Raw genomic sequence first — 21,928 nt, forward strand, 5'->3', positions numbered from 1 at the left:
GCGGAGGGAGTTCCGGGACGTGCGGGGGTGGCTCAGAGGTGGGCGTAGACGTCGTCGAGGGAGATCCCGCGGGCGACCATCATCACCTGGACGTGGTACAGCAGCTGCGAGATCTCCTCGGCGGCGGCTTCCTTGCCCTCGTACTCGGCGGCCATCCAGACTTCGGCGGCCTCCTCGACGACCTTCTTGCCGATGGCATGCACGCCCTTGTCCACCAGCTCGGCGGTGCGGGAGGTGGAGGGGTCGCCGTCGGCGGCCTTGAGCTGGAGCTCGGCGAAGAGCTCTTCGAAGGTTTTGTTGGCCATGATGGTCCTTAGAATACGGGGTCCCGGAGCACTGCTCAGCGCCAGGGTTCGCTGACCGTGCGCAGTGTGGCGGCGGTGGCCACGGCGGCGGTGACCGCTTCGTGCCCCTTGTCCTCGTTGGACCCTTCGAGCCCGGCCCGGTCCAGGGCCTGCGCCTCGTCGTCACAGGTGAGCACGCCGAATCCGACGGGGACGCCGGTGTCGACCGTGACCTGGGTGAGGCCGTTGGTCACGCCCTGGGACACGTATTCGAAGTGCGGGGTGCCGCCGCGGATGATCACGCCGAGGGCGACGATCGCGTCGTAGCCGCGGCCGGCGAGCACCTTGGCCACGACCGGGAGCTCGAAGCTGCCGGGGACCCGGAGCAGGGTCGGCTCGTCGATGCCCAGGTCGTGCAGGGCGCGCAGGGCCCCGTCGACGAGCCCGTCCATGACCTTCTCGTGCCACTGGGCCGCGATCACCGCCACCCGCAGGTCTCCGCAGTTGCGTACGGACAGTTCGGGTGCGCCCTTGCCGCTCATGTCTCTCCTGTGTGTGCGTGTGTGCGTACGTGCGTGTGTGCGTCGGTGCTTACTGGTTGCCGCATGCGGACGCCGTGGCGTCGAGCCAGGGCAGGTCGTGGCCCATCCGGTCCCGCTTGGTGCGCAGGTACCGCAGGTTGTGCTCGCCGGCCTGGACGGGCATGGGCTCACGCCTGGTGACGTCGAGCCCGTGCCGTACGAGCGCGGCGGTCTTGTCCGGGTTGTTGGTCATCAGACGGAGGGTGTGGACGCCGAGGTCGCTCAGGATCTGGGCTCCGGCCGCGTAGTCGCGGGCGTCGGCGGGCAGCCCGAGTTCGAGGTTGGCGTCCAGGGTGTCGGAGCCGTTCTCCTGGAGTTCGTACGCGCGCAGCTTCGACAGCAGGCCGATGCCCCGGCCCTCGTGGCCGCGCAGATAGACGACGACCCCGCGGCCCTCGGCCGTGATGCGCTCCATGGAGGCGTGCAGCTGGGGCCCGCAGTCGCAGCGCTGGGACTGGAAGATGTCACCGGTCAGGCATTCGGAGTGGACCCGGACGAGGACGTCCCGGCCGTCACCGATGTCGCCGTGGACGAGGGCGACGTGCTCGACGCCGTCGACGAGGGAGCGGTAGCCGTACGCGGTGAACGGGCCGAAGCTGGTGGGCAGCCGGACCTCGGCCTCGCGGCGCACGGTGGGCTCGGCGCTGCGGCGGTAGGCGATCAGGTCCTCGATGGAGATGATCGTGAGGCCGTGCTTACGGGCGAACGGGACGAGCTCGGGCAGCCGCAGCATCACGCCGTCCTCGCCCGCGATCTCCACGATGGCCCCGGCGGGCCGCAGACCGGCGAGCCTGGCCAGGTCGACGGCGGCCTCGGTGTGGCCGTTGCGGACCAGGACGCCGCCGGAGCGGGCGCGGAGCGGGAAGATGTGGCCGGGGCGCACGAAGTCGCCGGGCTCCGCACGGCCGCCCGCCAGCATGCGGAGCGTGGTGGCGCGGTCGGCGGCGGAGATCCCGGTGGTCACCCCGTGGGCCGCGGAGGCGTCGACGGAGACGGTGAAGGCCGTCTTCATGGACTCGGTGTTGTGCGCGACCATCTGCGGGAGTTCGAGGCGGTCGAGCTCGTCGTTCTCCATGGGCGCGCAGATCAGACCCCGGCACTCGCTCATCATGAACGCGATGATCTCGGGGGTCGCCTTCTCGGCGGCGATGACGAGGTCGCCCTCGTTCTCCCGGTCCTCGTCGTCGACGACCACGACGGGCCGTCCGGCGGCGATGTCGCGGATCGCCTGTTCGACGGGGTCGAGCGAGAGGTCATCGAGGGTGCGGTCGTGCAACCAGGTGGGCTGGGCAGTCATGCCGTGGCTCCTTCCAGAGCGGGTGTCCGCGTACGCAGCCACCAGTCGCGCATGCCCCACAGGACGAGGGCGCCGTAGACGACGTAGATGAGACCGGAGAAGGCGAGTCCGCTGTGGAAATTGAGCGGTACGCCGACGAGGTCGACGAGCAGCCAGGCGAACCAGAACTCGACCATGCCGCGGGCCTGGGCCAGCATCGCGACGAGCGTGCCGGCGAAGATGTACGCGTCCGCCCACGGGCTCCAGGAGAGCGAGGGGAAGGCGGTGAAGAGCCCGCCGACCGCGAGGGTGCCGACGACCGCGCCGCCCAGCAGGTACCCGCGCTCGCGCCACGTGGCGAAGCGTACGGCGATCGAGCCGTCCTGGGCCTGCTGCCTGCCGCGGGTCCACTGCTGCCAGCCCCAGACGGCGACGGCGATGACGATCAGCTGCTTGCCGACGCTGCCCGCCTGCTGGACGGAAACGTTCGCGGCGACCAGGACGACGCCGGACAGCAGCTGGGCGGGCCAGGTCCAGACCGAGCGGAGCCAGCCGAGGGCCAGCGCTATCAGGCCGATGGTGTTGCCGAGCATGTCCGACCAGATGATGTGCTGCCCGAAGGCGGTGAACGCCTCCGAGTTCAGCCAGTCCAGGGTGCTCATGCGACCGGCTCCCCGGAATGCGGCGTGACGCCGTGGCCGAGCAGCCGTTCGACGTACTTCGCGAGGACGTCCACCTCCAGGTTGACCGGGTCGCCGGGCTCCTTGATGCCGAGCGTGGTCAGCGCGAGGGTGGTGGGGATGAGGCTGATGGTGAAGTGGTCGGGGGCCGCGTCGACGACGGTCAGGCTCACTCCGTCGACCGTGATCGAGCCCTTCTCCACGACGTAGCGGGCCAGCCCGTCGGGGAGGGAGATCTTGACGATCTCCCAGTTCTCGGAGACCCGCCGCTCGACGATGCGGCCCGTGCCGTCGACGTGTCCCTGGACGATGTGCCCGCCCAGGCGGCCGCCGAGCGCCATGGGGCGCTCCAGGTTGACCCGGGAGCCGGCGGTCAGCGCGCCGAGGCTGGAGCGGTCCAGCGTCTCGGCCATGACGTCGGCGGTGAACTCGTCGTCCCCGAGGTCCACGACGGTGAGGCAGACGCCGTTGACGGCGATGGAGTCGCCGTGTTTGGCGCCCTCGGTCACGACGGGGCCGCGCAGTCGGAAGCGGGAGGCGTCGTCGAGCTTCTCGACGGCGGTGACCTCACCCAGTTCTTCGACAATTCCGGTGAACACTCAGTTTCCCTTCCGAGCAGGAACGGGGACGGCGGTGATGCGCAGATCGGGGCCGATACGGACGGTCTCGGTCACATCGAGGCGCAACGCCTGGGAGATGGTGGAGATTCCGGCGTCGGCGAGGGCCGCGGGGCCCGCGCCGAGGAGGACCGGGGCGAGATAGCCGACGACGGTGTCGACCGCTCCCGCGGCGACGAAGGCGCCGGCCAGGACCGGCCCGCCTTCGAGGAGTACGGAACGGACGCCCCGGGTGTGGAGGGCGGCGAGCAGCGCGCCGATGTCCAGGCCGGGCCCGGTGGCGGCGCGCGGCAGGCGCAGCACGGCGTCCTCGGGGAGATGGCCGGCCTCGGCGTCGTCGGCGACCGCGATCAGGGTGGGCGCGGACCCGTCGAGGACCCGGGCCCCGGGCCGGACGGCGGTGGCGCCGGTGTCGACGACCACCCGGAGGGGCTGCGTGGCGCCCTCGACGCCACGTACGCCCAGCTGGGGGTCGTCGGCGCGGGCGGTGCCGGAGCCGACCACCACGGCGTCGGCCTCGGCGCGCAGCCGGTGGACGTCGGCGCGGGCCTCGGGTGAGGTGATCCAGCGGCTGGTGGCGTCGGCGGCGGCGATCCGGCCGTCCAGGGTCGCGGCGTACTTCCACAGGACGTACGGACGGCCGAGGCGGACCGAGGTGAGCCAGGCGGTGTTCCCGGCCTCCGCCTCGTCGGCGAGGAGCCCCTGGTCCACCTGGACGCCCGCAGCACGCAGGGTGTCGGCACCGCCGGTGGCCTGCGGGTTCGGGTCGCTCACCGCGTACACGACCCGGCGGACGCCGGCCTCGACGAGTGCCTGCGCGCAGGGCCCGGTGCGGCCGGTGTGGTTACAGGGTTCGAGGGTGACGAGGGCGGTACCGCCCCGGGCCCGCTCGCCGGCCGCGCGCAGGGCGTGGACCTCGGCGTGCGGCCCGCCGGCGCGCTGGTGGAAGCCTTCGCCGGCCTGTTCCCCGGCGGCGTCGAGGATGACGCATCCGACGACCGGATTCGGGCTGGTGGCGCCGAGCCCGCGCGCTGCGAGCGTGATCGCCCGCCGCATGGCGGTTCTTTCGGCTGCGGTGGCCACCGGGTCCTCCTGCCTCTTCGGGCACGGACTCCGGGGCCTGTCGATGACGACAGATGAAGCGGAACGCAACAGGGGAACGCCGAAAACCGAATCCGTCGACACGGATGTGGGCGTCCCGGGACTTCCCGGAACACATCCGCCCGACAGCGGCGTACCTGTAACGGCCCGCCGCGCACTGCCTCCCATCCGGACTTTCACCGTCGGTCCAGGAATCTCACCTGGTCAACCGGCCGCTGGATGCGGACGGGTCGCGGACTATAACCGCCGGTTCGGAATTACACCGACCCCGGAGTGCGCTGCTGCTGGTACACGGTCATTGTGCCACGACGGTCAACGGTCCATCCGGGTGACTTCTGTGGGACGGGTCACAGAGTGTGGGTGAGGCTGCGGGAACAGTGACCAGGGCCGGGCCTGCCGGCTCCCTCGCGGGGTGCCTCAGCTCACGGCCAGCCCCAGGAATCCCGCCCAGGCCCGAACCCCGACGGTGAGCACCGGGCCGTCGGGCTGCTTCGAGTCCCGGATGTGCACGTGTGGGGCCAGGGAGGCGACCTCGATGCACTGGCCGCCTTCGGCCCCGCTGTGGCTGCTCTTGCGCCAGGCGACCTCGATGCAGTCGCCACCTTCAGCCCCGCTGTAGCTGCTCTTGTACCAAGCAAGTTCCTGCGAGGCAGAGACTTCGGCGGTGTTCATAGCTCTCCCAGCAACTTCTCGATGAACCCCAAGGACTCTCGCGGAGTGAGAGCCTGGCTCCGGATGATCCCATAGCGGGCTGCGGCGAGCCGCGTCTCGTTCCGATCGCTCAGCCAGTTACTGCGCCCTTGCGCCTCGGTATACACGAGCTGTTCCCCGCCCCTACGCGTCACCACTGTGAAGGCGCCGTCCACCCCGGCGTTGTCGTCGCGATCGAGCGGCATCACTTGGATTTCGACGTTACGGAACCTGCCGAACTTCAGCAGCTGCGCCAGTTGCCCATGCAGAACAGCTCGGCCACCCAACGGACGTCGCAGAACGGGCTCCTCCACGACAAAGCTCATGAGTGGCGCGGGCCAGCGGCTGAAAATCTCCTGCCGCGCCAAGCGTGCAGATACTCGTTGCTCGATGGTGTCCTCGTCGAGCAACGGTCGTCGCATGGCGAGAACAGCCCAGGTGTACTCCTCCGTCTGCAATAGGCCCTTGACCATGTGCGTGTCGTACGCGCACAGCTCAACAGCCTCGGCCTCCAAGCGCGCCATATCCCGGAAGAACGCCGGGTACTGGGAGCGCGCCAGCTCCTCCTTGAGGGCGATCAGCAGCCCACCGGCCTCCAGCAGCCGGTCCGCCTTGTCGACGAACTCCGGCTGCGGGATGCGCCGTCCCTGCTCGAAGGAGGCCACCGACTGCGCGGCGTACCCCAACTGCTTCCCGAACTCCGCCCGGTCCAGCCCCGACCGCACCCGCAGCAGTTTCAACTGCCGCCCGAAGGCGACCGCCACGCCGTTCTCCGACTTGCCCTCAGACTGCGTCCCCGGCGAGGTCTCCGCCTCCGCGTCCATGCCCGCCTCGTCCCGCGTCATCGCCACCGCCTGCTCCACGTACGTACACGCCTCGGCCCCTCGCGTACAACCAGCCTGCGAAGGGCGGCTCTTCGCGGCCCCGCAGGAAGCGCCCGCCCCGGCTCGTCCCACTCGGGCACCGTAACCACCCGCCCTGCCGCACGCACACGATTCCCGCCGCGTTCCATCGAAGGAGTGGCCCGACGCTCGACATCCGAGAGGCGAGCTTCGAGCCTCGGAAACGGATCGTTCACTCGTTGGAAGGACACGATCACGGGCGCGGGCCCGACGCTTGAGCTTCGGGATTCGGAGGCCGGGATCCGAGGGTCGAGGCCCGAGCGATGTTGTTCACCCGGTAGGGAAAGAAGGGTTTTGGGGCAACCTCCCCACCCTCCCCACCCCGCCACGGCCAGCCGGTATGACTAAATGTGATCGGCTTGCGGCTCACCGTCACGGCTGCTTACGGTGCCCCCAACGAATCGACCCCGACGCGGTGCGGAAACACCGGGCCGGGGTCTCACCCCAAGATCGAATCGAGCGATCTCGTGGCTACCGAGCACCCTAGCCCTGCCCTTCGCACACCCGCATCCTCGCGCCCGTACGCGAAAGCCCGCCCCGGCTACGGCAAGCGCACCGCGACAGACCAACGCGCGCCCCGGGCAGACGACTTCGCGCTGATGCCGGAGCGCGAACGACACATCGCCGGATACGTCGACCGACTCCCCGACGGCGCGGCCATGGACATCAAGTCGCTCGCCAAGAGCCTCCCGCTGTACGGACAAATGGCCGTCTCCAGCGCGTTGAAGGCCCTCGGGGTGGCCGGTCACCTGCGCCGCGTACGCTGCCTGGCCGGCGAAGGCGAGCAGGTCCGTTGGGTCTCCCGCACCTACTGGTCCCGTACGGCCCGCGACAACGAGTGGTGGGACACGTTCCTGGCCGCCGAGGGCAGCAACTCCTCGCCGGAAGCGACGCCCGCTCCCCCGGCCGCCGACGCCGATGCAGAGGTCCCGGCCCCGACAGCCCCCGCGTCCGCACCATCCGTCGTGCCCGAGCAGCGCATGCAGGCCAAGCCCCCGACCGCCTCCTCCCCCGCGTACCTCGCCCTGGCCCAACTGGGCCGCCTGGACACGCGCCTGGCGCTCTCCGCAGCGGACTGCCGTGCCCTGGAACCCCTGGCCGCCGAATGGTTTGCACGCGGTATGGATGCCGGCTACCTCACCCAGGCGCTCACCGCAGGCCTCCCCGCGCAGGTCGGCTCCCCCGTGGGCCTCGTACGACGCCGCCTCACCGACAAACTGCCGCCGCTCGTGACCAACAGCCCGACCCCCACCACGACGGTCACACCGAAGCGCCGCCTCCTCGCCGAGTGCACCGAATGCGGCCGCCCCGGCGCTCCCGAAGCACTCCCCGACGGCCTCTGCCGCCCCTGCCGCACCACCCCGCAGGAGGCGCCCCCCGCCGCTCCCCCTGCGGACCGCGACGTTCACGCACTGGTCGGACAGCTGCGCGACCTGACGCGCCTGCCCTGACCCCATTCCAGCCTGCCCCTCCTGCGTACAGGCCTCTCCCTCCCCACGTACATCCGGGCCGCGACAGCGCGTAACCCCTGGTCACGTTCAGTCATTGCGCGCCAGTGTGGAGGAATGACCGACAAGCAGCCGCCGCTCCCCGTACGACCGACGCGCGCCCCAGACGCGCAATTCGCCTGGCACCACTTCACGTTGCGTTTCAGCTCCACGCCGCGGGGCGCTCGTCTCGCCCGGCGCCTGGCCGGTGAACGCCTCGACGCCTGGGGCATCCCGTACGGGAGTGACGCGCACGATGCGCTGCTGCTGACCGTCGCCGAGCTCAGCAGCAACGCGGTGCGCCATGGCCACGTCTCCGGCCGGGACTTCCGCGTCCGCCTCTCCGCCGAGGGCACGGCCATCCGCATCGAGGTCACCGACACCCGAGGCGAGCGCCTCCCCGCCCCCAACGACTCAGCCTCGCCCGACCAGGAGGGCGGCCGAGGCCTCCTGTTGGTCGCCGCCCTGGCCGATCGGTGGGGCTGGTATCCCTGTGCGGACGGGCCGGGCAAGACGGTGTGGGCGGTCCTGGACGTGGCCCCGTCATCGATGCAACAGGATCCAGCCAGTAGGCGAAGTCACGTTGCACTCGAAAATCCGTGCGTGTGATGATCCCCCGTATGACCACGGGTGGGGACGGGATACCGGAGCAGCAGTACAGGCGTTCGCGGCTCGCGGACCTGGATGATCTTTCGGGTCCGCCTCCTGAGCGGGCACCCGCTGCCACGTCGGTGGAGGCCGAACAGGACCAGTTGCGCACGGCCCGCCGAGAGTTTGCTGTGTTGCTGGGTGAGTTCCGGCGTACGGCGGTGCTGGTGCCGTTGGACGAGGCCGGTGACCTGTGGTCGGCGGAGCAGAACGGCGTGCGCTGGATCTGCTCCTTCTCGGACGAGGCGGCGTTGGCCCGGTTTGCGTTGGCCCGTGGGGATGCCGGGCGGGAGTGGACGTATCAGGCCGTTCTGGGCGCCAGGTTGCTGGATGTGATGGTGCCGTTGCTGCCGGGCCCGGCGGGAGTGGCACTGGATGCGGGAAGTACGGACGGCATGTTGTTCCCGCCGGTGGCGGGCATCGTGCCGGACGCGGTCGCGGTGGATCTCGGGGGGTTGCAGTGAGTGGGGAGAACGCGGATCTTCAGGTGCCGCCGGAGGCGTTGGCGGAGATCGCGAAGGGGATCGACCTGGCGCATGCGGAGTTGAAGGAGCTCGGCTTCATCGGTGAGGCGTCGGTGGGCCGGGGGTTCTCGGATCTGGCGTTGTCGGGGCTGGAGTTGGGGCACGGCGGGCTGACGTCGGAGTTCGAGACGTTCTGCAACCGGTGGGAGTGGGGTGTGCGGGCCCTGACGCAGAAGGGGAACGGTTTCGCTCTCGGGGTGGGTCTGTCGGCTGGTTCGTTCGCGGAGCAGGAGCAGTACGTCAAGGACTCGATCAAGATCGGTGTGAACTCCCTGAACGGGAATCCGCATGCGTCCGAGGACGAGGTCAAGGGGATGAGCTGGGACACGATCAGCACCCAGTCCGCGTATGACAATCCCGACTACAGCCGCGAGTCATGGGATGCCGCCCAGGCCGAGGTCAAGCAGACCTGGAAGGACACCGCCTACGACGTGGACGACGCCTTGCTCGACTCGATGGAGCGCAACGGGCTGATGGACCCCGAGGTGCGGGACGCGGCGGACGAGCGGCTGCGGGAGAAGCTTGATCCTTCGCAGGAGACGATCGATCAGGCTGAGCAGCCGCGGTGGGGGGAGAGTCGCTGATGCCGGACTGGGGGAAGTGGGGCGACGCCCTGTACGACGGGGCGGGCAACCTGGTCGACAAGGGCAAGGAGATCGTCGGCACAGGGATCGACAAGGGCACCGATGTGCTCGGTGCCGGGTTGGAGAAGGTCGGTGCTGATGAGTGGGCGGACAAGGTCGAGGACTGGGGCGACGAGACCGCCTCCTCCCTGGGTGCGAACGTCGGTGAGCAGCAACTCGGTCAGACCGAGGAAGCCGATGAGCTGATCCATGGCAGGCCGGAGAAGATCAGCGCGGCGGTGAAGAACCTCCGCGACTTCCAGAAGGCGTTCGATCTCGTCGGCAGCGGGATGAAGAAGCTCGACTCGGGCCATTGGAAGGGCGAGGCCGCTGACGCCTTCCGCGCCAAGTTCCAGACCTTGCCGACCGACTGGGTGCGGGCGGCGGACGCGTTCGAGGATGCGGCCAAGGCGCTGGAGACGTTCGCGGGGACGGTTACCAGCGCGCAGGGCAAGGCGGCTGAGGCGATAGCCCTGTACAAGGAGGGCAAGCAGGACTACGAAACTGCGGCTGCCGCTTTCAAGAAGAAGGCGGAGGCGTACAACGCGGTCCGCAACACCGACCATCCGCTTCCGCACCCGGGGACGTTCTCCGACCCGGGCGCGGCCAAGCGCCGGCACGCTCAGGAAGTCCTCCAGCGGGCCCGGCAGGCACGTGACGACGCTGCCGAAACGGCCAAGGGCGCGATCACGGCAGCGATGGCGCACGCGCCGAAGGAGCCCACCGGCCTGGACCGGGCCAAGCAGGAACTCATGGACTACGGGGTCGGCCAGGGCATGGAGCTGGCCCACTTCGGTGGTGGCATCATCAAGGGCACCGCGGGGCTGGTGAACTTCGTCCGGTCGGTCAATCCCCAGGACCCGTACAACCTGACGCACCCGGCCGAGTACTACAAGGGCGTCAACATGACGCTCGCCGGCCTCGCGTCCACCGCCGCCAACCCCGACCGCGCGCTGAAGAACGCCTGGGACGCGGCAAAGGGTGACCCCTCGGAATTCCTCGGCAGGCTCGTCCCCGAACTCATCGGCACCAAGGGCGGCGGCCTGATCAAGAGCGGCCTGCGGGCCGGGATGAAGGACCTGGTCAAGCACCCCCGGGGGAAGGGTCGGCAAGGGCATGAGAGGGCCCCTGACTCCAACGCCAATCAGTGCAGCAAGGTCGAATGCGTCAACGACCCCATCGATGTCGCCACCGGGCGCATGCTGCTTCCGCAGACGGACATCGTGCTGCCGGGCTCACTGCCACTCGTCTTCGAGCGCGTCTTCGACTCCTCGCACCGCGCCGGCCGCTGGTTCGGTTCCGGCTGGTCGAGCACGGTCGACCAACGTCTGGAGGTCGATGCGGAAGGCGTGGTGTTCAGCTGCAACGAGGGCAGCCTGCTCGCCTATCCGCACCCGGCCCCGGGCGTCCCCGTCATGCCCACCCACGGCCGGCGCTGGCCGCTGGACCGGGTTGCCGACGGCTACACCATCACCGACCCCGAGACCGGCCAGGTCCGGCACTTCGTCGACCAGCCCGCCGGGGAGCTGGCGCTCCTGGCCCAGATCGACGACCGTAACGGCCGCTGGATCTCCTTCGAGTACGACGAGGCAGGCGCTCCGACGTCGATCGTGCACCACGGCGGCTACCACCTGAAACTCACCACACGCGAAGGCAGGGTCACCGCCCTGCACCTGGCAGGCGCCGCCCCCGACGGCACCGATCAGGAGATCCTCCGCTACGGCTACACCGACGGTCACCTCACCACTGTCACCAACTCATCGGGCAAGCCCCTGCGCTTCGACTGCGACGAGTTGGGCCGCATCACTGCGTGGACGGACACCAACGGAAGCCGGTACGAATACGTCTACGACGAACACGACCGCTGCGTGTACCAGAGCGGCACCAACGGCCACCTCGAAGCCCGCTTCACCTGGGACGACACCGATCCAGACACCGGCCTGCGCATGACATCCATGACGGACAGCTTTGGCCACACCACCCGGTACGTGATCAACGACCGCGCGCAGGTCGTCGCCAAGGTCAACGCTCTCGGCGCGGTCACCCGCTACGAACGCGACCGATACCACCGACTGCTGTCCGTCACCGACCCACTCGGACACGTCACCCGTTCCTCATACGACGCGCAAGGTCGGCCTGTTGCCCTGGAGCGACCTGACGGGCGCAGGACAACAATGGAGTTGAACGCTCTGAGCCTGCCCGTTCTTGTACGTCGAACAGACGGCACAGTTCTGCGTCACACCTACGATGCACGGGGAAATCGTGTCTCGACAACAGATTCCGCAGGCTCGACGACCCGGTTCTCATACAACGACTCGGGTCATCTCATATCTGCAACGGATGCCCTGGGCTACACCTCGTGGATCCGCTGCAACCCCGCTGGGCTTCCCGTTGAGTTCACCGATGGGGCAGGCAGCAGGATCCTATATGCCCGAGACGCCTTCGGCCGCCTGTCCGCAGTCACCGACCCTCTCGGCGCAATCACCCGATTTGAATGGACAGTCGAGGGAAAGCTTGCCCGCCACGTCGCCCCGGACAACACTACTCAGTCCTGGATATACGATGGCGAGAACAACTGTATTTCTCACACCACGTCGACCGACGGGACAACCCGCTTCGAATACACGGACTTTGATCTGCAAGTGGCTCGAACCGGTCCGGATGGTTTCAGATTCGAGTTCAGTCACGACGCCGGGCTTCGCCTGACACGCGTTTCCAACCCACACGGGCAGTCCTGGACTTACGACTACGACCCGGCTGGCCGGCTCGTGGGCGAGACTGACTTCGATAACCGCACGCTGAGTTACACGTACGACCATGCAGGCCATCTCACATCACGTACCGATGGAATTGGTCAGACCGTGGAGTACGAGCGCAACTCGCTTGGCCAAGTGCTCCGCAAGACGGCACCTGACGCAGTCACCACATTCGAATACGACATATTTGATGAACTCGCTTTGGCTACCGGCCCAGATGCGACATTGATGCGACTGCGTGATCGATATGGCCGACTAAAGTCAGAAACCGTTAACGGCCGGACACTCGATTTCACTTACGACGACCTCGGCCGCAGAACAGGTCGTGTCACACCGAGCGGTGCGATCAGTACGTGGAATTATGACCTATCCAGCCGTTGCAGTGAACTGACTACTGCAGGACGCACGCTTCAGTTCGAATATGATTCTGCCGGTCAGGAACTCGTCCGACGAGTCGGCACATCACTATCCCTGCAGAATGTCTTCGATATTACAGGTCGGGTCACCAGCCAATCCGTGACTGGCCCACAAGGAAATATCATCCAGCGCCGCACTTACGGATATCGCGCCGACGGGCATCTTACGAGTGTGCACGACGATCTCAACGGCACTCGCATCTTCGATCTCGACATTGCGGGCCGGGTGACCACGGTACTCGCGGGCACATGGACAGAGCGGTACGCGTATGACGATGTGGGTAACCAGATCAGTGCGGTCTGGCCATCCTCACATCCCGGGCAGGAAGCCGCGGGGCCTCGAGCCTACAGCGGCACTCGCATCACACGGGCAGGAAATGTTACCTACGAGCACGACGCACAGGGACGCGTTGTGTTGCGCAGAAAGCAGCGAATTTCCCGCAAACCGGATATCTGGCGCTTTCAGTGGGGCACCGAAGACCGCCTCGCCGCCGTGGCCGCCCCTGACGGAACTCTTTGGCGCTACCTCTATGACCCCCTGGGGCGACGTATAGGAAAACAGCGGTTGACCCCTGACGGCATAGCGGAAAGGGTGGAGTTCACTTGGGACGGCCCCATTCTGTGCGAGCAGGTGACATACTCTACGGAACTCCCCCACCCGGTCTCGCTGACCTGGGACTATCACGACACGCGTCCAGTTGCCCAGACGGAACGCATACTCGACAAGGACACACCTCAGAGCGAGATAAACGAGCGCTTCTTCGCAATCGTCACCGACCTCGTCGGCACGCCGAGCGAACTCATCGACGAGCAAGGATGTATCGCCTGGCGGACGCGTGCCACGCTGTGGGGAGCGACCACCTGGGCAGCCTCCAGCACCTCATACATGCCGCTGCGCTTCCCGGGCCAATACTTCGACTCGGAAACAGGGCTACACTATAATTTTCACCGCTATTATGACCCCGAGACAGCGCGATACTTCAGCGTTGATCCACTCGGCCTGTCGCCTGCACCAAACCCCAGCACCTACGTTCACAATCCCCATACCTGGACAGACCCTCTAGGGCTGTCACCATGCCCGCGTGACCCTTACGACTTCCGAGAACCAAATCCCTCCCACCCACCCAGCGGAAATCTCACCGACGCAATGAGAGCGGCACCCAGTGGCCCGGAGATCGACTGCTCTGATATCGCTTCCTTCATATCTCGAAGAGCAGATGGCGAAGGCAGGATAGTGCACTACACAACATACTCAGGCAGCGACATCAGAATCCCTGAACACGGCGGCGCAAATATCGAGGACTACCTCTTCCATGAGGTATACACAGACGGACGTTATATCTACGATCCAACTCTCAGCAACAACCCTATCCCTCTCGGGGATTACGAACGAGCGCTGCGACTGACAAACGACGGAGAGAAAATAATTCGAAATAATGGAGATTACAAGATGCCGCCCCCGTGGGGCCGACGTTGAGGACTGCAGGCAAGGCAGACATGAAGCGCAACGAGCAGGCAAAGCAGGTACTGAGTCGATTCGGTGACGTGGTGTGGTTCAGGTCACCGGTAGAACGTCACCCTATCTATGGATACCTTCAAGTAGCATTTGTTGGGTGGCGTTATGCCGAACCTGATGAACAGTTGAAAAGGATTTTTGAATCGGCCGTTCGAGAAACTCCAAAGCAGGTCGATTGGACGTTCAAATCGACCAGGAACTGGATGATTGTCCCTTCTCGATTGATCCAGGAGGCCGGGCCTGACGGTCAGAACTTCAACCAGGCAATGGACTTGATCAGACAGTCCGACCAGGGGTTCTGCGCAAAAACCGCCGAAGACCTTGAAAAGATCTTCCAGGCACTCTCCGAGGCCCCCATTATCCGAAAAGACATTCAACCCGAATAGGGCACTTTGACGATCGGGCTACGAATCGTTTGGACTTGCGGGCCACAGACTCACGAAGCATGTTCGGACGATCACGAGGCAGCTGTAACGCGAGATGCGGTGCCGGCCTCAGCGGACCGAAACGGAGGGCGATGTTGCTCGGCTTGAGGTCGCGGTGGATCACGGGCACGTCGTGGGCGTGCGACAGCACGGTGGCGACCTGCGCTGCGACGGCCACCGCCCAGCTGACGGGCAGTGGGTGATCAGGGTGGATGTATGCGGACAGGGGGACGCCGTCGACCAGCTCCATGACGAGGAACAGTCGCTCATAGGCGTCATCCAGCACGGCGTCGAACACCTGCGGCACGCCGGGATGCTGGATGCGCGCGGTGATGCGGGCCTCGCGCTTGAACCGCTTGGCGAACTTCTCGGCCAGCTGCGGTGAGTCGGCAACGGCCTGCCGCCGGACCACCTTCACGGCCACGGGCCGGTCCAGCACGGCGTCGTAGCCGCGCCATACGTCTCCCATACCGCCGCTGTTGAGCTCCTCCAGGAGCTTGTAACGCCCGGCGATCGGCTGCTCCCGCACCTTGCCCCGTGTGTGGCCGTGACCCCGGTGGAGGTCGACCGGCTGCAGCACGAGGCGGACCTTCTGGCTGAGCGCTGTCTGCTGTTCGTCGCCTGCACCCGCGCGCGGGACAGTCTGTACGTGTCATGGTGGGGCGAGCCAAGCCATTTCCTGGTGGAGACTGGGGCCGTCGGGCACCCGAGCTGAGGAGCCGTCCCGGGCCTGACCGGAACGTGTCCCCCACCCAGCCAGGCCCCTCCCTCATCCCCCCGCGCCGAACAGCGCCTCCTGCGCCGCCTCCCGCGCCGCGAACAGGGCGCCGCTCAGGACCGCGCCGCCGCCCAGCGTCCCCGCCCTGACCTCCGTACGCAGCGGTGACATCCGGGCCAGTCGCTCCTCCACCCGCGCGGCGAGCGCGTCGCCGCCGGCTCGGCCCACCTCGCCCGCCAGGACCAGGCAGCCGGGGTCGAGGACGGAGACCACGGAGGCGGCTCCCAGCGCGAGGCGGTCGGCCAGTTCGGACAGGAACGCCTCACCAGCCGCGTCGCCAGCCCGCAGTGCGGCCCGGACGGCGAACGCGGCGGCGGGGTCCTGTTCCTGCTCCGGTTCCTCGGCCGAGTCCCCCGCCTTGATGCCGTGCTCCGTGGCCAGCTCGCAGATGGCGGCAGAGCCCACCAGGGAGTGAAAGCCCCCGTCGCAGTTGACCGCCGACGGGACGCCCGGGGTGCCGGGCACCGGCATGAAGCCGATCTCCCCGGCTCCGCCCGAGGCGCCCCGGCGCAGCTTCCCGTCGAGCATCACGGCGGCGCCGATGCCGTGGCCGAGCCAGAGCAGCACGAAGGTGTCGCGGTCCTGGGCGGCCCCGACGCGGTGTTCGGCCACGGCGGCGAGGTTGGTCTCGTTCTCGACCAGGACGGTGGCGGAGAGGCGCTGCTGGAGTTCCCTGACCAGGCCCCGGTGCCAGGCGGGGAGCCCGGCGGTGTTCCTGAGCTCGCCGGTGGCCGGGTCGATCAGGCCGGGGGCGCCGATGCCGACGCTGTGCAGCGGGGCGGTGCCCGCGGTGCGGGCCGTGCGCTCCAGCGTCGCCACGGCCTTCTCGACGGCGGGCCGCGTCCCGGTGTCGCTGCCGATCGGCAGGGTGGCCTCGGCGAGCGTGACGCCGAGCAGGTCCGCGACGACCACGGCGACGCTGTCCGTCCGTACGTCCAGGGCGGCGAGGTGCGCGCGGTCGGCGATGATCCCGTACAGCCGGGCGTTGGGGCCCCGGCGGTCCGAGCCGCTCTCCCCCACCACCCGGACCAGGCCGGCGTCCTGGAGGCGTTCCACGAGGTCGGCGACCGTGGGGCGGGACAGGCCGGTCATCGTCTTCAGCTGAGTGGCCGTCAGCGGGCCGTCCTGCTGGAGGAGTCGCAGGGCGAGCCGGTCGTTGATGGCCCGGGCGGTGCTCGGGGATGCGGGCATGCCGGGATCCTTCCAGATGGATGAGGGGCCGGGCGCCATAAGGGTTATTCATCAGGCAGGGTTCCTGATAGTTTACGGCGCGCACCGCGTGAGGCGGCGCCGGGGGCACCGGCGGGCCGGAAATTCTCAGGGGAGGGCACGGCGTATGACACAGGAGCCAGCGGTTCCGGTCTTCGGCATGGAGCAGGTCAGGCGGGCCAGATACGCGGTCGCCGCGGTCTTCGCCGTGCACGGGGCGGTGACCGGCAGCTTCGCGACCCGGGTCCCGTGGATCCAGGACCACGCCTCGGTGAGCGCGGGCCAGCTCGGTCTCGCGCTCGCCTTCCCCGCCATCGGCGCCTCGCTGGCCATGCCGCTGGCCGGCAGCGTCAGCCACCGCTTCGGGGCCCGGACGGCCCTGCGCGGTCTGCTGGCGCTGTGGACGCTGGCCCTGACCCTCCCGGCGCTGGCCCCGAATCTGCTCACGCTCTGCCTGGCGCTGTTCGTCTACGGGGCGAGCGCGGGCATGTCGGACGTGGCGATGAACGCGCTCGGCGTCGAGGTGGAGAACCGGCTCGACAGGTCGATCATGTCCGGGCTGCACGGCATGTGGAGCGTGGGCGCCCTGATCGGTTCGGCGGCGGGCACGGTCGCGGCGCACATCGGGGCCGACGCCCGGCTGCACCACACCCTGGCCGCCCTGGTGCTGACGGCCCTCGGCCTCGTCGCCTGCCAGGGCGTGCTGGACCTGCGCAGCCTGCCCGACGAGGAGGCGCCGCCGCGCTTCACGCTGCCGCCGAAGTCGGCGCTGGTCATCGGTGCGGTGGGTTTCTGCGCGGTGTTCGCGGAAGGGGCGAGTCTCGACTGGTCTGCCGTCTATCTCAAGGACATCATGGGCAGTTCCGCCGGGCTCGCGGCGGCCTCGACCACCGCGTTCGCGCTGACCATGGCCGTCGCCCGGATCGCCGGGGACAAGGTCGTCGACCGGTTCGGTGCGGTGCGGACCGTACGGGTCGGAGGCGTCCTGGCCACGGTCGGCGGGCTGCTCGTGGTCCTGGCCGACGGGCCGGCCCTGGCGCTCTGCGGCTTCGGGCTGCTCGGCCTCGGCGTGGCGGTCGTCGTTCCGTTGGCGTTCGCCGCGGCGGGGCGCAGCGGGACGAACCCGAGCCGGGCCATCGCGGGCGTGGCCACCATCACGTACACCTCCGGGCTCATCGCCCCGTCCGCGATCGGCTCGCTGGCGGAGGCGACCTCGCTGCTGGTGTCGTTCGGCCTGGTCACGGTGCTGGCCTTCGGGCTGGTCCTGGGCGCCGGGGTGCTGCGGGCGGGCGACCGCAAGGTCGCGGGGAGCGGCACGCCGCAGAGGGCAAAGGACGGGGCCCCGGCGGAGGGCTGACCTTCGCCCCTCACGGACACCTCGGTCGGAACGAATGGTTCCGGCGGGCAGGGCCGCGCGCGGAAGCAGACCGGCGCGGCACTACCATGGCTCTGATCTTTTCCGCGGGTGGGACCCCCAGGGCGCACCGCACACACCAATCAGGGAGCGACCATGGGCGGCCTCGGCGTGCGCTGGACCTTGCACGGCGACGGGAAGACCCCCGCACCGGGGGCTGTCGTACGCCCCGACGAGCGGCTCTCCTGGCCCCGTACGTTCGGGCTCGGCGCCCAGCACGTGGTGGCGATGTTCGGCGCGTCCTTCGTGGCGCCGGTCCTGATGGGCCTCGACCCGAACCTCGCGATCATGATGTCCGGTGTCGCCACCGCCATCTTCCTGCTGGCGACGAAGGGCCGGGTGCCCAGCTACCTCGGGTGCTCGCTCTCCTTCGTGGGCGTGGCCGCCACGATCCGGGCCAGCGGCGGCACCAGTGCCACGGTCACGGGCGCGGTCCTGGTGGTCGGCGCCGTGCTGTTCCTGGTCGGGCTCGTGGTGCAGCGGTTCGGGGCGCGGATCATCCACGCGGCGATGCCGCCGGTGGTGACCGGCGCCGTCGTGATGCTGATCGGCTTCAACCTGGCGCCCGTCACCGCGTCGACGTACTGGCCCCAGGACCAGTGGACCGCCCTGCTGGTGATGCTGTTCACCGGGCTCGCCGTGGTCTGCCTGCGCGGGTTCTTCTCCCGTATCGCGATCTTCCTCGGGCTCGTCTTCGGCTATGTGCTGTCCTGGGTGCTCGACCTGGTCTTCGGGAAGATCCACTCCCCGGCGGGGGGCGCCGAGGCGGTCGACCACTGGCGTCTTGACCTGTCGGCCGTGGCGGACGCGGACTGGATCGGGCTGCCGTCCTTCCACGCGCCGAGCTTCGAGTGGTCCGCGATCCTGGTCGCGCTGCCGGTCGTCATCGCCCTGATCGCCGAGAACGCCGGGCATGTGAAGGCCGTCGGGGAGATGACCGGCGACTCCCTCGACGACAAGCTGGGCACCGCCATCGCGGCAGACGGTGCCGCCTCGATGCTGTCCACCGCTGTGGGCGGCCCGCCGAACACCACGTACTCCGAGAACATCGGCGTGATGGCGGCGACCCGGGTCTACTCCACCGCCGCGTACTGGGCCGCCGCCTTCTTCGCGCTGCTCTTCGGTCTCTGCCCCAAGTTCGGCGCGGTCGTCGCGGCGATCCCCGGCGGGGTGCTGGGCGGGATCACCGTCATCCTCTACGGCATGATCGGCCTGCTGGGTGCCCAGATCTGGCTGAACGCCAAGGTCGACCTGCGCAACCCGCTCAACCTCGTGCCGGCCGCCGCGGGCATCATCATCGGCGTCGGCGGGGTCAGCCTGAAGATCACCGACAACTTCGAGCTGAGCGGTATCGCCCTGGGCACGCTCGTTGTGATCACCGGCTACCACGCGCTGCGGGCGTTCGCCCCGGCGCACCTGAAGACGCAGGAGCCCCTGCTGGACTCGGGTACGTCCCAGTACGACGAGGAGCCCCCGTCCGGGACGTCCTGACGGGAGGGACCTCCTCCGGGCCAGGGGGCGGAGGCTCTCCTCCGGCATTTCCGCCGGAGCCCCCGTGGCCTCGGTCCGGGGCGGTAGCGTTGGCCCATGCGTACCCATGAAGCAGCCGGGCAGACGCACGACACACCGCAGGTGACGCCTGCCAGGAGCAGCCGTGGCCCGCGCACCCCGGGGGCGTTTCAGGGGTCCGCCGGCAACGCGGTCGTCGCCCAGATGGTCACGGTGTCCCGGATGATGAACGAGGACGAGTTCAAGCAGGGCACGGGGGGCACCGCACGGCGCGGCCGTTCCGAGATCACCGAGGTGGACAGGGCGCTCGCGGCGTTCTACGCGCTGCCGGATGCCAGACAGGGAGCCAGGCTGCTCGCCCTCAAGGACATCGTCAGGGCGTGCGGCGACTACGTCGCTCACAAGGGCGGCGCAGGCTCGCGGGTCGGGGGCACGCGGCGGCTCGGCGAGCAGGCCCAGGCGGCGCAGGGGCAGTTGGACGCCGAGGTGGTCTTCCGAGACCTGCTGACCGTGATCGACCGGACGATGGAGGAGGGGAAACACCCCGGCCTCGACCTCCGCGATCCCGCGGGCGAAGCCCTCAAGGCGTCCCAGTCCCTCCCTGCGCCGAGGTTCGACGCGATGATGAGGGACTTCGTCCAGAAGCTGGGGGCACTGCGTGAGGACGAGACGCTGCCCGAGGAGACGCGGTCCGTCATCGGGGAGCTGATGGCTGTGGTTCCGCTGGTGACCGTGATGCAGTACCCACAGGGTGGCAGGGCCGGCATGAAGCTCGACCCGGCCGCCCCCGAGGACGCCCCGGCGTTCACCTTCAACGTCGACACCCAGGTCAGGGGCGGCACCTCCTTCCTGCTGGGACACATCGCCCATGAGCTGACCCATGTCGCGGCACATCAGGCGTTCGGCAGCAGCCCTGTGATGGAGCTGGTTCGGTCCGGAGCGACCGACCAGGAGGTCGCGGCGCTGGCGACGGAGCGTCAGCGGACGCTCGCCGATCTGAAGGCGGCCCTGGCCGGAAACGGCGAGTTCGACGACTTCCAGCGGGACATGCTGGAGGAGAAACTGGTCTACGGTGCCCAGCCGGAGAAGCTGGAGCAGTACGCGAGCTCCTTCGAGAAGGCGCGCAAGATCACCGCCGCGCAGAAGGAGCGCCTGGTCGGCTGGGGCAAGGCGGCCGGAAACGCCTCCGGGACCCTGGTCGAGTACGACACCGTGCTCAACCAGATGCTGGTCTACCTGCACATGTGGCAGACCAGCCAGGACAACCCCTTCTACGTACGGCTGCGGGCGGCGGCCCAGGCGGCGTACGCCCGCCGGAGCCGCGCCCGTGCGGGCGGGCCGGAGGACCAGCCGGCCCAGCCGCCGAGGGACTGATCGCGGCCGGCCCCGGTCAGCCGCGCTGGAAGAACTCCACCTCCGCCAGGGCCAGTTGGCGTCCCGAGGACAGGTCCACCGGCTCGCGCAGGACCAGGCGCACCGTCTTCACGTCGCTGAGAGCGATGTGCATCGGCTGCGGATCCGGCTTGTCGCTGAGGTTCAGTTCCTTGTGCTGCCGCTCGCCGTCCTCCGTCGTCACCTCCAGGTCGATCCGGAGCGCGCGTGCCTCGTCGGTGTAATGCTCCGCGTCTCTCGACGGGCCGTTGCTGATGATCACTTCGACCAGGCGGAACGGCTGACGGAAGGTGTACGTCACCGACGCGCCCTCCGCGGGTGCACCCCAGTAGCTGTTGTTCACCCCGTCCACGGTGTTCTTCGCGGGATGCCCGGGCGATGCGGCGCTCGCCTCGGTGCTCACCGGGGTGATGGGCACGGCCTTGCCCAGCTTGTCCCGGGTGTCCTCGAACAGCACGCGTCCGACGGGGAGCAGCAGGACGGCGCCCGCGCACAGCGCCACCACCACGGCCAGGATCACCAGGAACCGTACGGCCCTGCCCGAACTCGCCCGCACCCTGCGGCGGAACGGCCACACCGTCCGCCACCACGGCAGCGCCTCGGGCTTGGCGGCGGGGTTCAGCGGGGTCGCGCACCGCCGGCAGAACCGGCGGCCGGGCGGGTTGGGGGTGCCACAGGAGGGGCAGGGCGCGCCCACCACCTCGTCGGGCGCCTCCACGGGGCGCACGACCGGGCGGGGGGCCACGGCCTTCGCGGGGCGTACGGGCTGGATGGGGGCGGGTGCCGTGGACGCCCCGGCCGTGGCGGCGGGGCCACCGGCGCGGGCCGGGGGCGTCGCCGGAGCGGCCGGCGGGCGGGCGGTGCCGGGCGGTGCGGCGGGCGGTACGGCGGGGGCGGCTCCGGCGGCCGGGCCGGGGGCCGGGGGCTCCGAAGCCGTGGGGCCGGGGCCGGGTGCGCGCGTGGCCGGCGGAGCCGGGGACGTACCGGAGGAGGCCCCGGGCTGCACGGGAGTACGCGACGACGGAGCCGGGGACGTACCCGAGGAGGCCCCGGGCTGGGCGGGCGTACGCGTCGACGGCTCCGCAGGCGCCGTCGACGGG

General features: G+C 68.9%; 19 protein-coding genes, 1 pseudogene and 1 riboswitch. Of the genes and pseudogenes, 9 read left to right on the top strand and 11 right to left on the bottom strand.

What is annotated here, in order from left to right:
- Window positions 1–32 precede the first annotated feature (32 nt).
- The 8 genes from ACZ607_RS26950 to ACZ607_RS26985 all read right to left on the bottom strand — a co-directional run bounded on the left by ACZ607_RS26950 (window position 33) and on the right by ACZ607_RS26985 (window position 6,074).
- Window positions 33–305 carry a phosphoribosyl-ATP diphosphatase gene (locus ACZ607_RS26950; RefSeq protein ID WP_031097852.1) on the bottom strand — a complete coding sequence of 91 codons (273 nt, stop codon included), beginning with the start codon at window positions 303–305 and terminating at the stop codon, window positions 33–35.
- A 35-nt stretch (window positions 306–340) separates the two neighbouring features.
- Complete coding sequence (gene ribH, locus ACZ607_RS26955) at window positions 341–826, bottom strand: 6,7-dimethyl-8-ribityllumazine synthase (protein WP_099176924.1); 486 nt, start codon at window positions 824–826, stop codon at window positions 341–343.
- A 49-nt stretch (window positions 827–875) separates the two neighbouring features.
- The gene (locus ACZ607_RS26960; RefSeq protein WP_469738651.1) at window positions 876–2,162 is read right to left on the bottom strand and encodes a bifunctional 3,4-dihydroxy-2-butanone-4-phosphate synthase/GTP cyclohydrolase II; all 1,287 of its coding nucleotides are present in this window, start codon (window positions 2,160–2,162) and stop codon (window positions 876–878) included.
- Window positions 2,159–2,803 (bottom strand): nicotinamide mononucleotide transporter family protein, encoded by a 645-nt coding sequence (locus tag ACZ607_RS26965; RefSeq protein ID WP_099176922.1) that lies wholly within the window; start codon window positions 2,801–2,803, stop codon window positions 2,159–2,161. The genes ACZ607_RS26960 and ACZ607_RS26965 overlap by 4 nt, the downstream gene beginning before the upstream one ends.
- On the bottom strand, window positions 2,800–3,420 hold the full coding sequence (locus ACZ607_RS26970) for a riboflavin synthase (RefSeq protein WP_469738653.1): 621 nt from the start codon (window positions 3,418–3,420) through the stop codon (window positions 2,800–2,802). Before ACZ607_RS26970 ends, ACZ607_RS26965 begins: the two co-directional genes overlap by 4 nt.
- Entirely contained in the window at window positions 3,421–4,521 is a 1,101-nt protein-coding gene (gene ribD, locus ACZ607_RS26975; protein ID WP_469738655.1) for a bifunctional diaminohydroxyphosphoribosylaminopyrimidine deaminase/5-amino-6-(5-phosphoribosylamino)uracil reductase RibD, read from the bottom strand.
- A 168-nt stretch (window positions 4,522–4,689) separates the two neighbouring features.
- Window positions 4,690–4,820, bottom strand: a riboswitch (FMN riboswitch).
- 136 nt (window positions 4,821–4,956) lie between these two features.
- On the bottom strand, window positions 4,957–5,211 hold the full coding sequence (locus ACZ607_RS26980; RefSeq protein WP_469738656.1) for a DUF397 domain-containing protein: 255 nt from the start codon (window positions 5,209–5,211) through the stop codon (window positions 4,957–4,959).
- Window positions 5,208–6,074 (bottom strand): helix-turn-helix domain-containing protein, encoded by an 867-nt coding sequence (locus ACZ607_RS26985; protein WP_469739344.1) that lies wholly within the window; start codon window positions 6,072–6,074, stop codon window positions 5,208–5,210. Before ACZ607_RS26985 ends, ACZ607_RS26980 begins: the two co-directional genes overlap by 4 nt.
- Before the next feature lie 524 nt (window positions 6,075–6,598).
- Here ACZ607_RS26985 and ACZ607_RS26990 point away from each other — a divergent pair.
- The 6 genes from ACZ607_RS26990 to ACZ607_RS27015 all read left to right on the top strand — a co-directional run bounded on the left by ACZ607_RS26990 (window position 6,599) and on the right by ACZ607_RS27015 (window position 14,487).
- A complete protein-coding gene (locus ACZ607_RS26990; RefSeq protein ID WP_469738658.1) occupies window positions 6,599–7,582 on the top strand; it encodes a MarR family transcriptional regulator in 984 nt (327 codons plus the stop codon).
- 114 nt (window positions 7,583–7,696) lie between these two features.
- Entirely contained in the window at window positions 7,697–8,227 is a 531-nt protein-coding gene (locus ACZ607_RS26995) for an ATP-binding protein (protein ID WP_469738660.1), read from the top strand.
- Between the two features lie 11 nt (window positions 8,228–8,238).
- Entirely contained in the window at window positions 8,239–8,730 is a 492-nt protein-coding gene (locus ACZ607_RS27000) for an SseB family protein (RefSeq protein WP_469738662.1), read from the top strand.
- Window positions 8,727–9,374, top strand: a complete 648-nt coding sequence (locus ACZ607_RS27005; protein WP_469738663.1) for a hypothetical protein — start codon at window positions 8,727–8,729, stop codon at window positions 9,372–9,374. Before ACZ607_RS27000 ends, ACZ607_RS27005 begins: the two co-directional genes overlap by 4 nt.
- Window positions 9,374–14,062, top strand: a complete 4,689-nt coding sequence (locus ACZ607_RS27010) for a putative T7SS-secreted protein (RefSeq protein WP_469738665.1) — start codon at window positions 9,374–9,376, stop codon at window positions 14,060–14,062. Before ACZ607_RS27005 ends, ACZ607_RS27010 begins: the two co-directional genes overlap by 1 nt.
- 20 nt (window positions 14,063–14,082) lie before the next feature.
- Entirely contained in the window at window positions 14,083–14,487 is a 405-nt protein-coding gene (locus ACZ607_RS27015; protein ID WP_469738667.1) for a hypothetical protein, read from the top strand.
- 130 nt (window positions 14,488–14,617) lie between these two features.
- Here ACZ607_RS27015 and ACZ607_RS27020 read toward each other — a convergent pair.
- Window positions 14,618–15,055, bottom strand: a pseudogene (locus tag ACZ607_RS27020) (serine/threonine-protein kinase); the annotation flags it as partial.
- Between the two features lie 240 nt (window positions 15,056–15,295).
- Complete coding sequence (locus ACZ607_RS27025) at window positions 15,296–16,495, bottom strand: ROK family transcriptional regulator (RefSeq protein WP_469738669.1); 1,200 nt, start codon at window positions 16,493–16,495, stop codon at window positions 15,296–15,298.
- Window positions 16,496–16,640: 145 nt separating this feature from the next.
- Between ACZ607_RS27025 and ACZ607_RS27030 the strand changes: the two genes are divergently transcribed.
- The 3 genes from ACZ607_RS27030 to ACZ607_RS27040 all read left to right on the top strand — a co-directional run bounded on the left by ACZ607_RS27030 (window position 16,641) and on the right by ACZ607_RS27040 (window position 20,810).
- Entirely contained in the window at window positions 16,641–17,870 is a 1,230-nt protein-coding gene (locus ACZ607_RS27030) for an MFS transporter (RefSeq protein WP_469738671.1), read from the top strand.
- A gap of 153 nt (window positions 17,871–18,023) precedes the next feature.
- Window positions 18,024–19,418, top strand: coding sequence for a uracil-xanthine permease family protein (locus tag ACZ607_RS27035; protein WP_469738673.1), 1,395 nt, complete (start codon window positions 18,024–18,026; stop codon window positions 19,416–19,418).
- Window positions 19,419–19,514: 96 nt separating this feature from the next.
- Window positions 19,515–20,810 carry a hypothetical protein gene (locus ACZ607_RS27040; RefSeq protein ID WP_469738675.1) on the top strand — a complete coding sequence of 432 codons (1,296 nt, stop codon included), beginning with the start codon at window positions 19,515–19,517 and terminating at the stop codon, window positions 20,808–20,810.
- Between the two features lie 16 nt (window positions 20,811–20,826).
- On the opposite strand, the gene ACZ607_RS27045 is transcribed toward ACZ607_RS27040, so the two are convergent.
- A complete protein-coding gene (locus ACZ607_RS27045) occupies window positions 20,827–21,834 on the bottom strand; it encodes a zinc ribbon domain-containing protein (RefSeq protein WP_469738677.1) in 1,008 nt (335 codons plus the stop codon).
- Window positions 21,835–21,928: the final 94 nt, after the last annotated feature.

The organism is Streptomyces sp. NPDC104381 (genome assembly GCF_055583745.1).

Excerpts from the sequence above, each read along its gene's own strand:
- ACZ607_RS26950 (WP_031097852.1), bottom strand. The coding sequence starts at position 305 with ATGGCCAACAAAACCTTCGAAGAGCTCTTCGCCGAGCTCCAGCTCAAG.
- ribH (WP_099176924.1), bottom strand. The coding sequence starts at position 826 with ATGAGCGGCAAGGGCGCACCCGAACTGTCCGTACGCAACTGCGGAGAC.
- ACZ607_RS26960 (WP_469738651.1), bottom strand. The coding sequence starts at position 2,162 with ATGACTGCCCAGCCCACCTGGTTGCACGACCGCACCCTCGATGACCTC.
- ACZ607_RS26965 (WP_099176922.1), bottom strand. The coding sequence starts at position 2,803 with ATGAGCACCCTGGACTGGCTGAACTCGGAGGCGTTCACCGCCTTCGGG.
- ACZ607_RS26980 (WP_469738656.1), bottom strand. The coding sequence starts at position 5,211 with ATGAACACCGCCGAAGTCTCTGCCTCGCAGGAACTTGCTTGGTACAAG.
- ACZ607_RS26985 (WP_469739344.1), bottom strand. The coding sequence starts at position 6,074 with ATGACGCGGGACGAGGCGGGCATGGACGCGGAGGCGGAGACCTCGCCG.
- ACZ607_RS26995 (WP_469738660.1), top strand. The coding sequence starts at position 7,697 with ATGACCGACAAGCAGCCGCCGCTCCCCGTACGACCGACGCGCGCCCCA.
- ACZ607_RS27000 (WP_469738662.1), top strand. The coding sequence starts at position 8,239 with ATGACCACGGGTGGGGACGGGATACCGGAGCAGCAGTACAGGCGTTCG.
- ACZ607_RS27010 (WP_469738665.1), top strand. The coding sequence starts at position 9,374 with ATGCCGGACTGGGGGAAGTGGGGCGACGCCCTGTACGACGGGGCGGGC.
- ACZ607_RS27015 (WP_469738667.1), top strand. The coding sequence starts at position 14,083 with ATGAAGCGCAACGAGCAGGCAAAGCAGGTACTGAGTCGATTCGGTGAC.
- ACZ607_RS27025 (WP_469738669.1), bottom strand. The coding sequence starts at position 16,495 with ATGCCCGCATCCCCGAGCACCGCCCGGGCCATCAACGACCGGCTCGCC.
- ACZ607_RS27030 (WP_469738671.1), top strand. The coding sequence starts at position 16,641 with ATGACACAGGAGCCAGCGGTTCCGGTCTTCGGCATGGAGCAGGTCAGG.
- ACZ607_RS27035 (WP_469738673.1), top strand. The coding sequence starts at position 18,024 with ATGGGCGGCCTCGGCGTGCGCTGGACCTTGCACGGCGACGGGAAGACC.
- ACZ607_RS27040 (WP_469738675.1), top strand. The coding sequence starts at position 19,515 with ATGCGTACCCATGAAGCAGCCGGGCAGACGCACGACACACCGCAGGTG.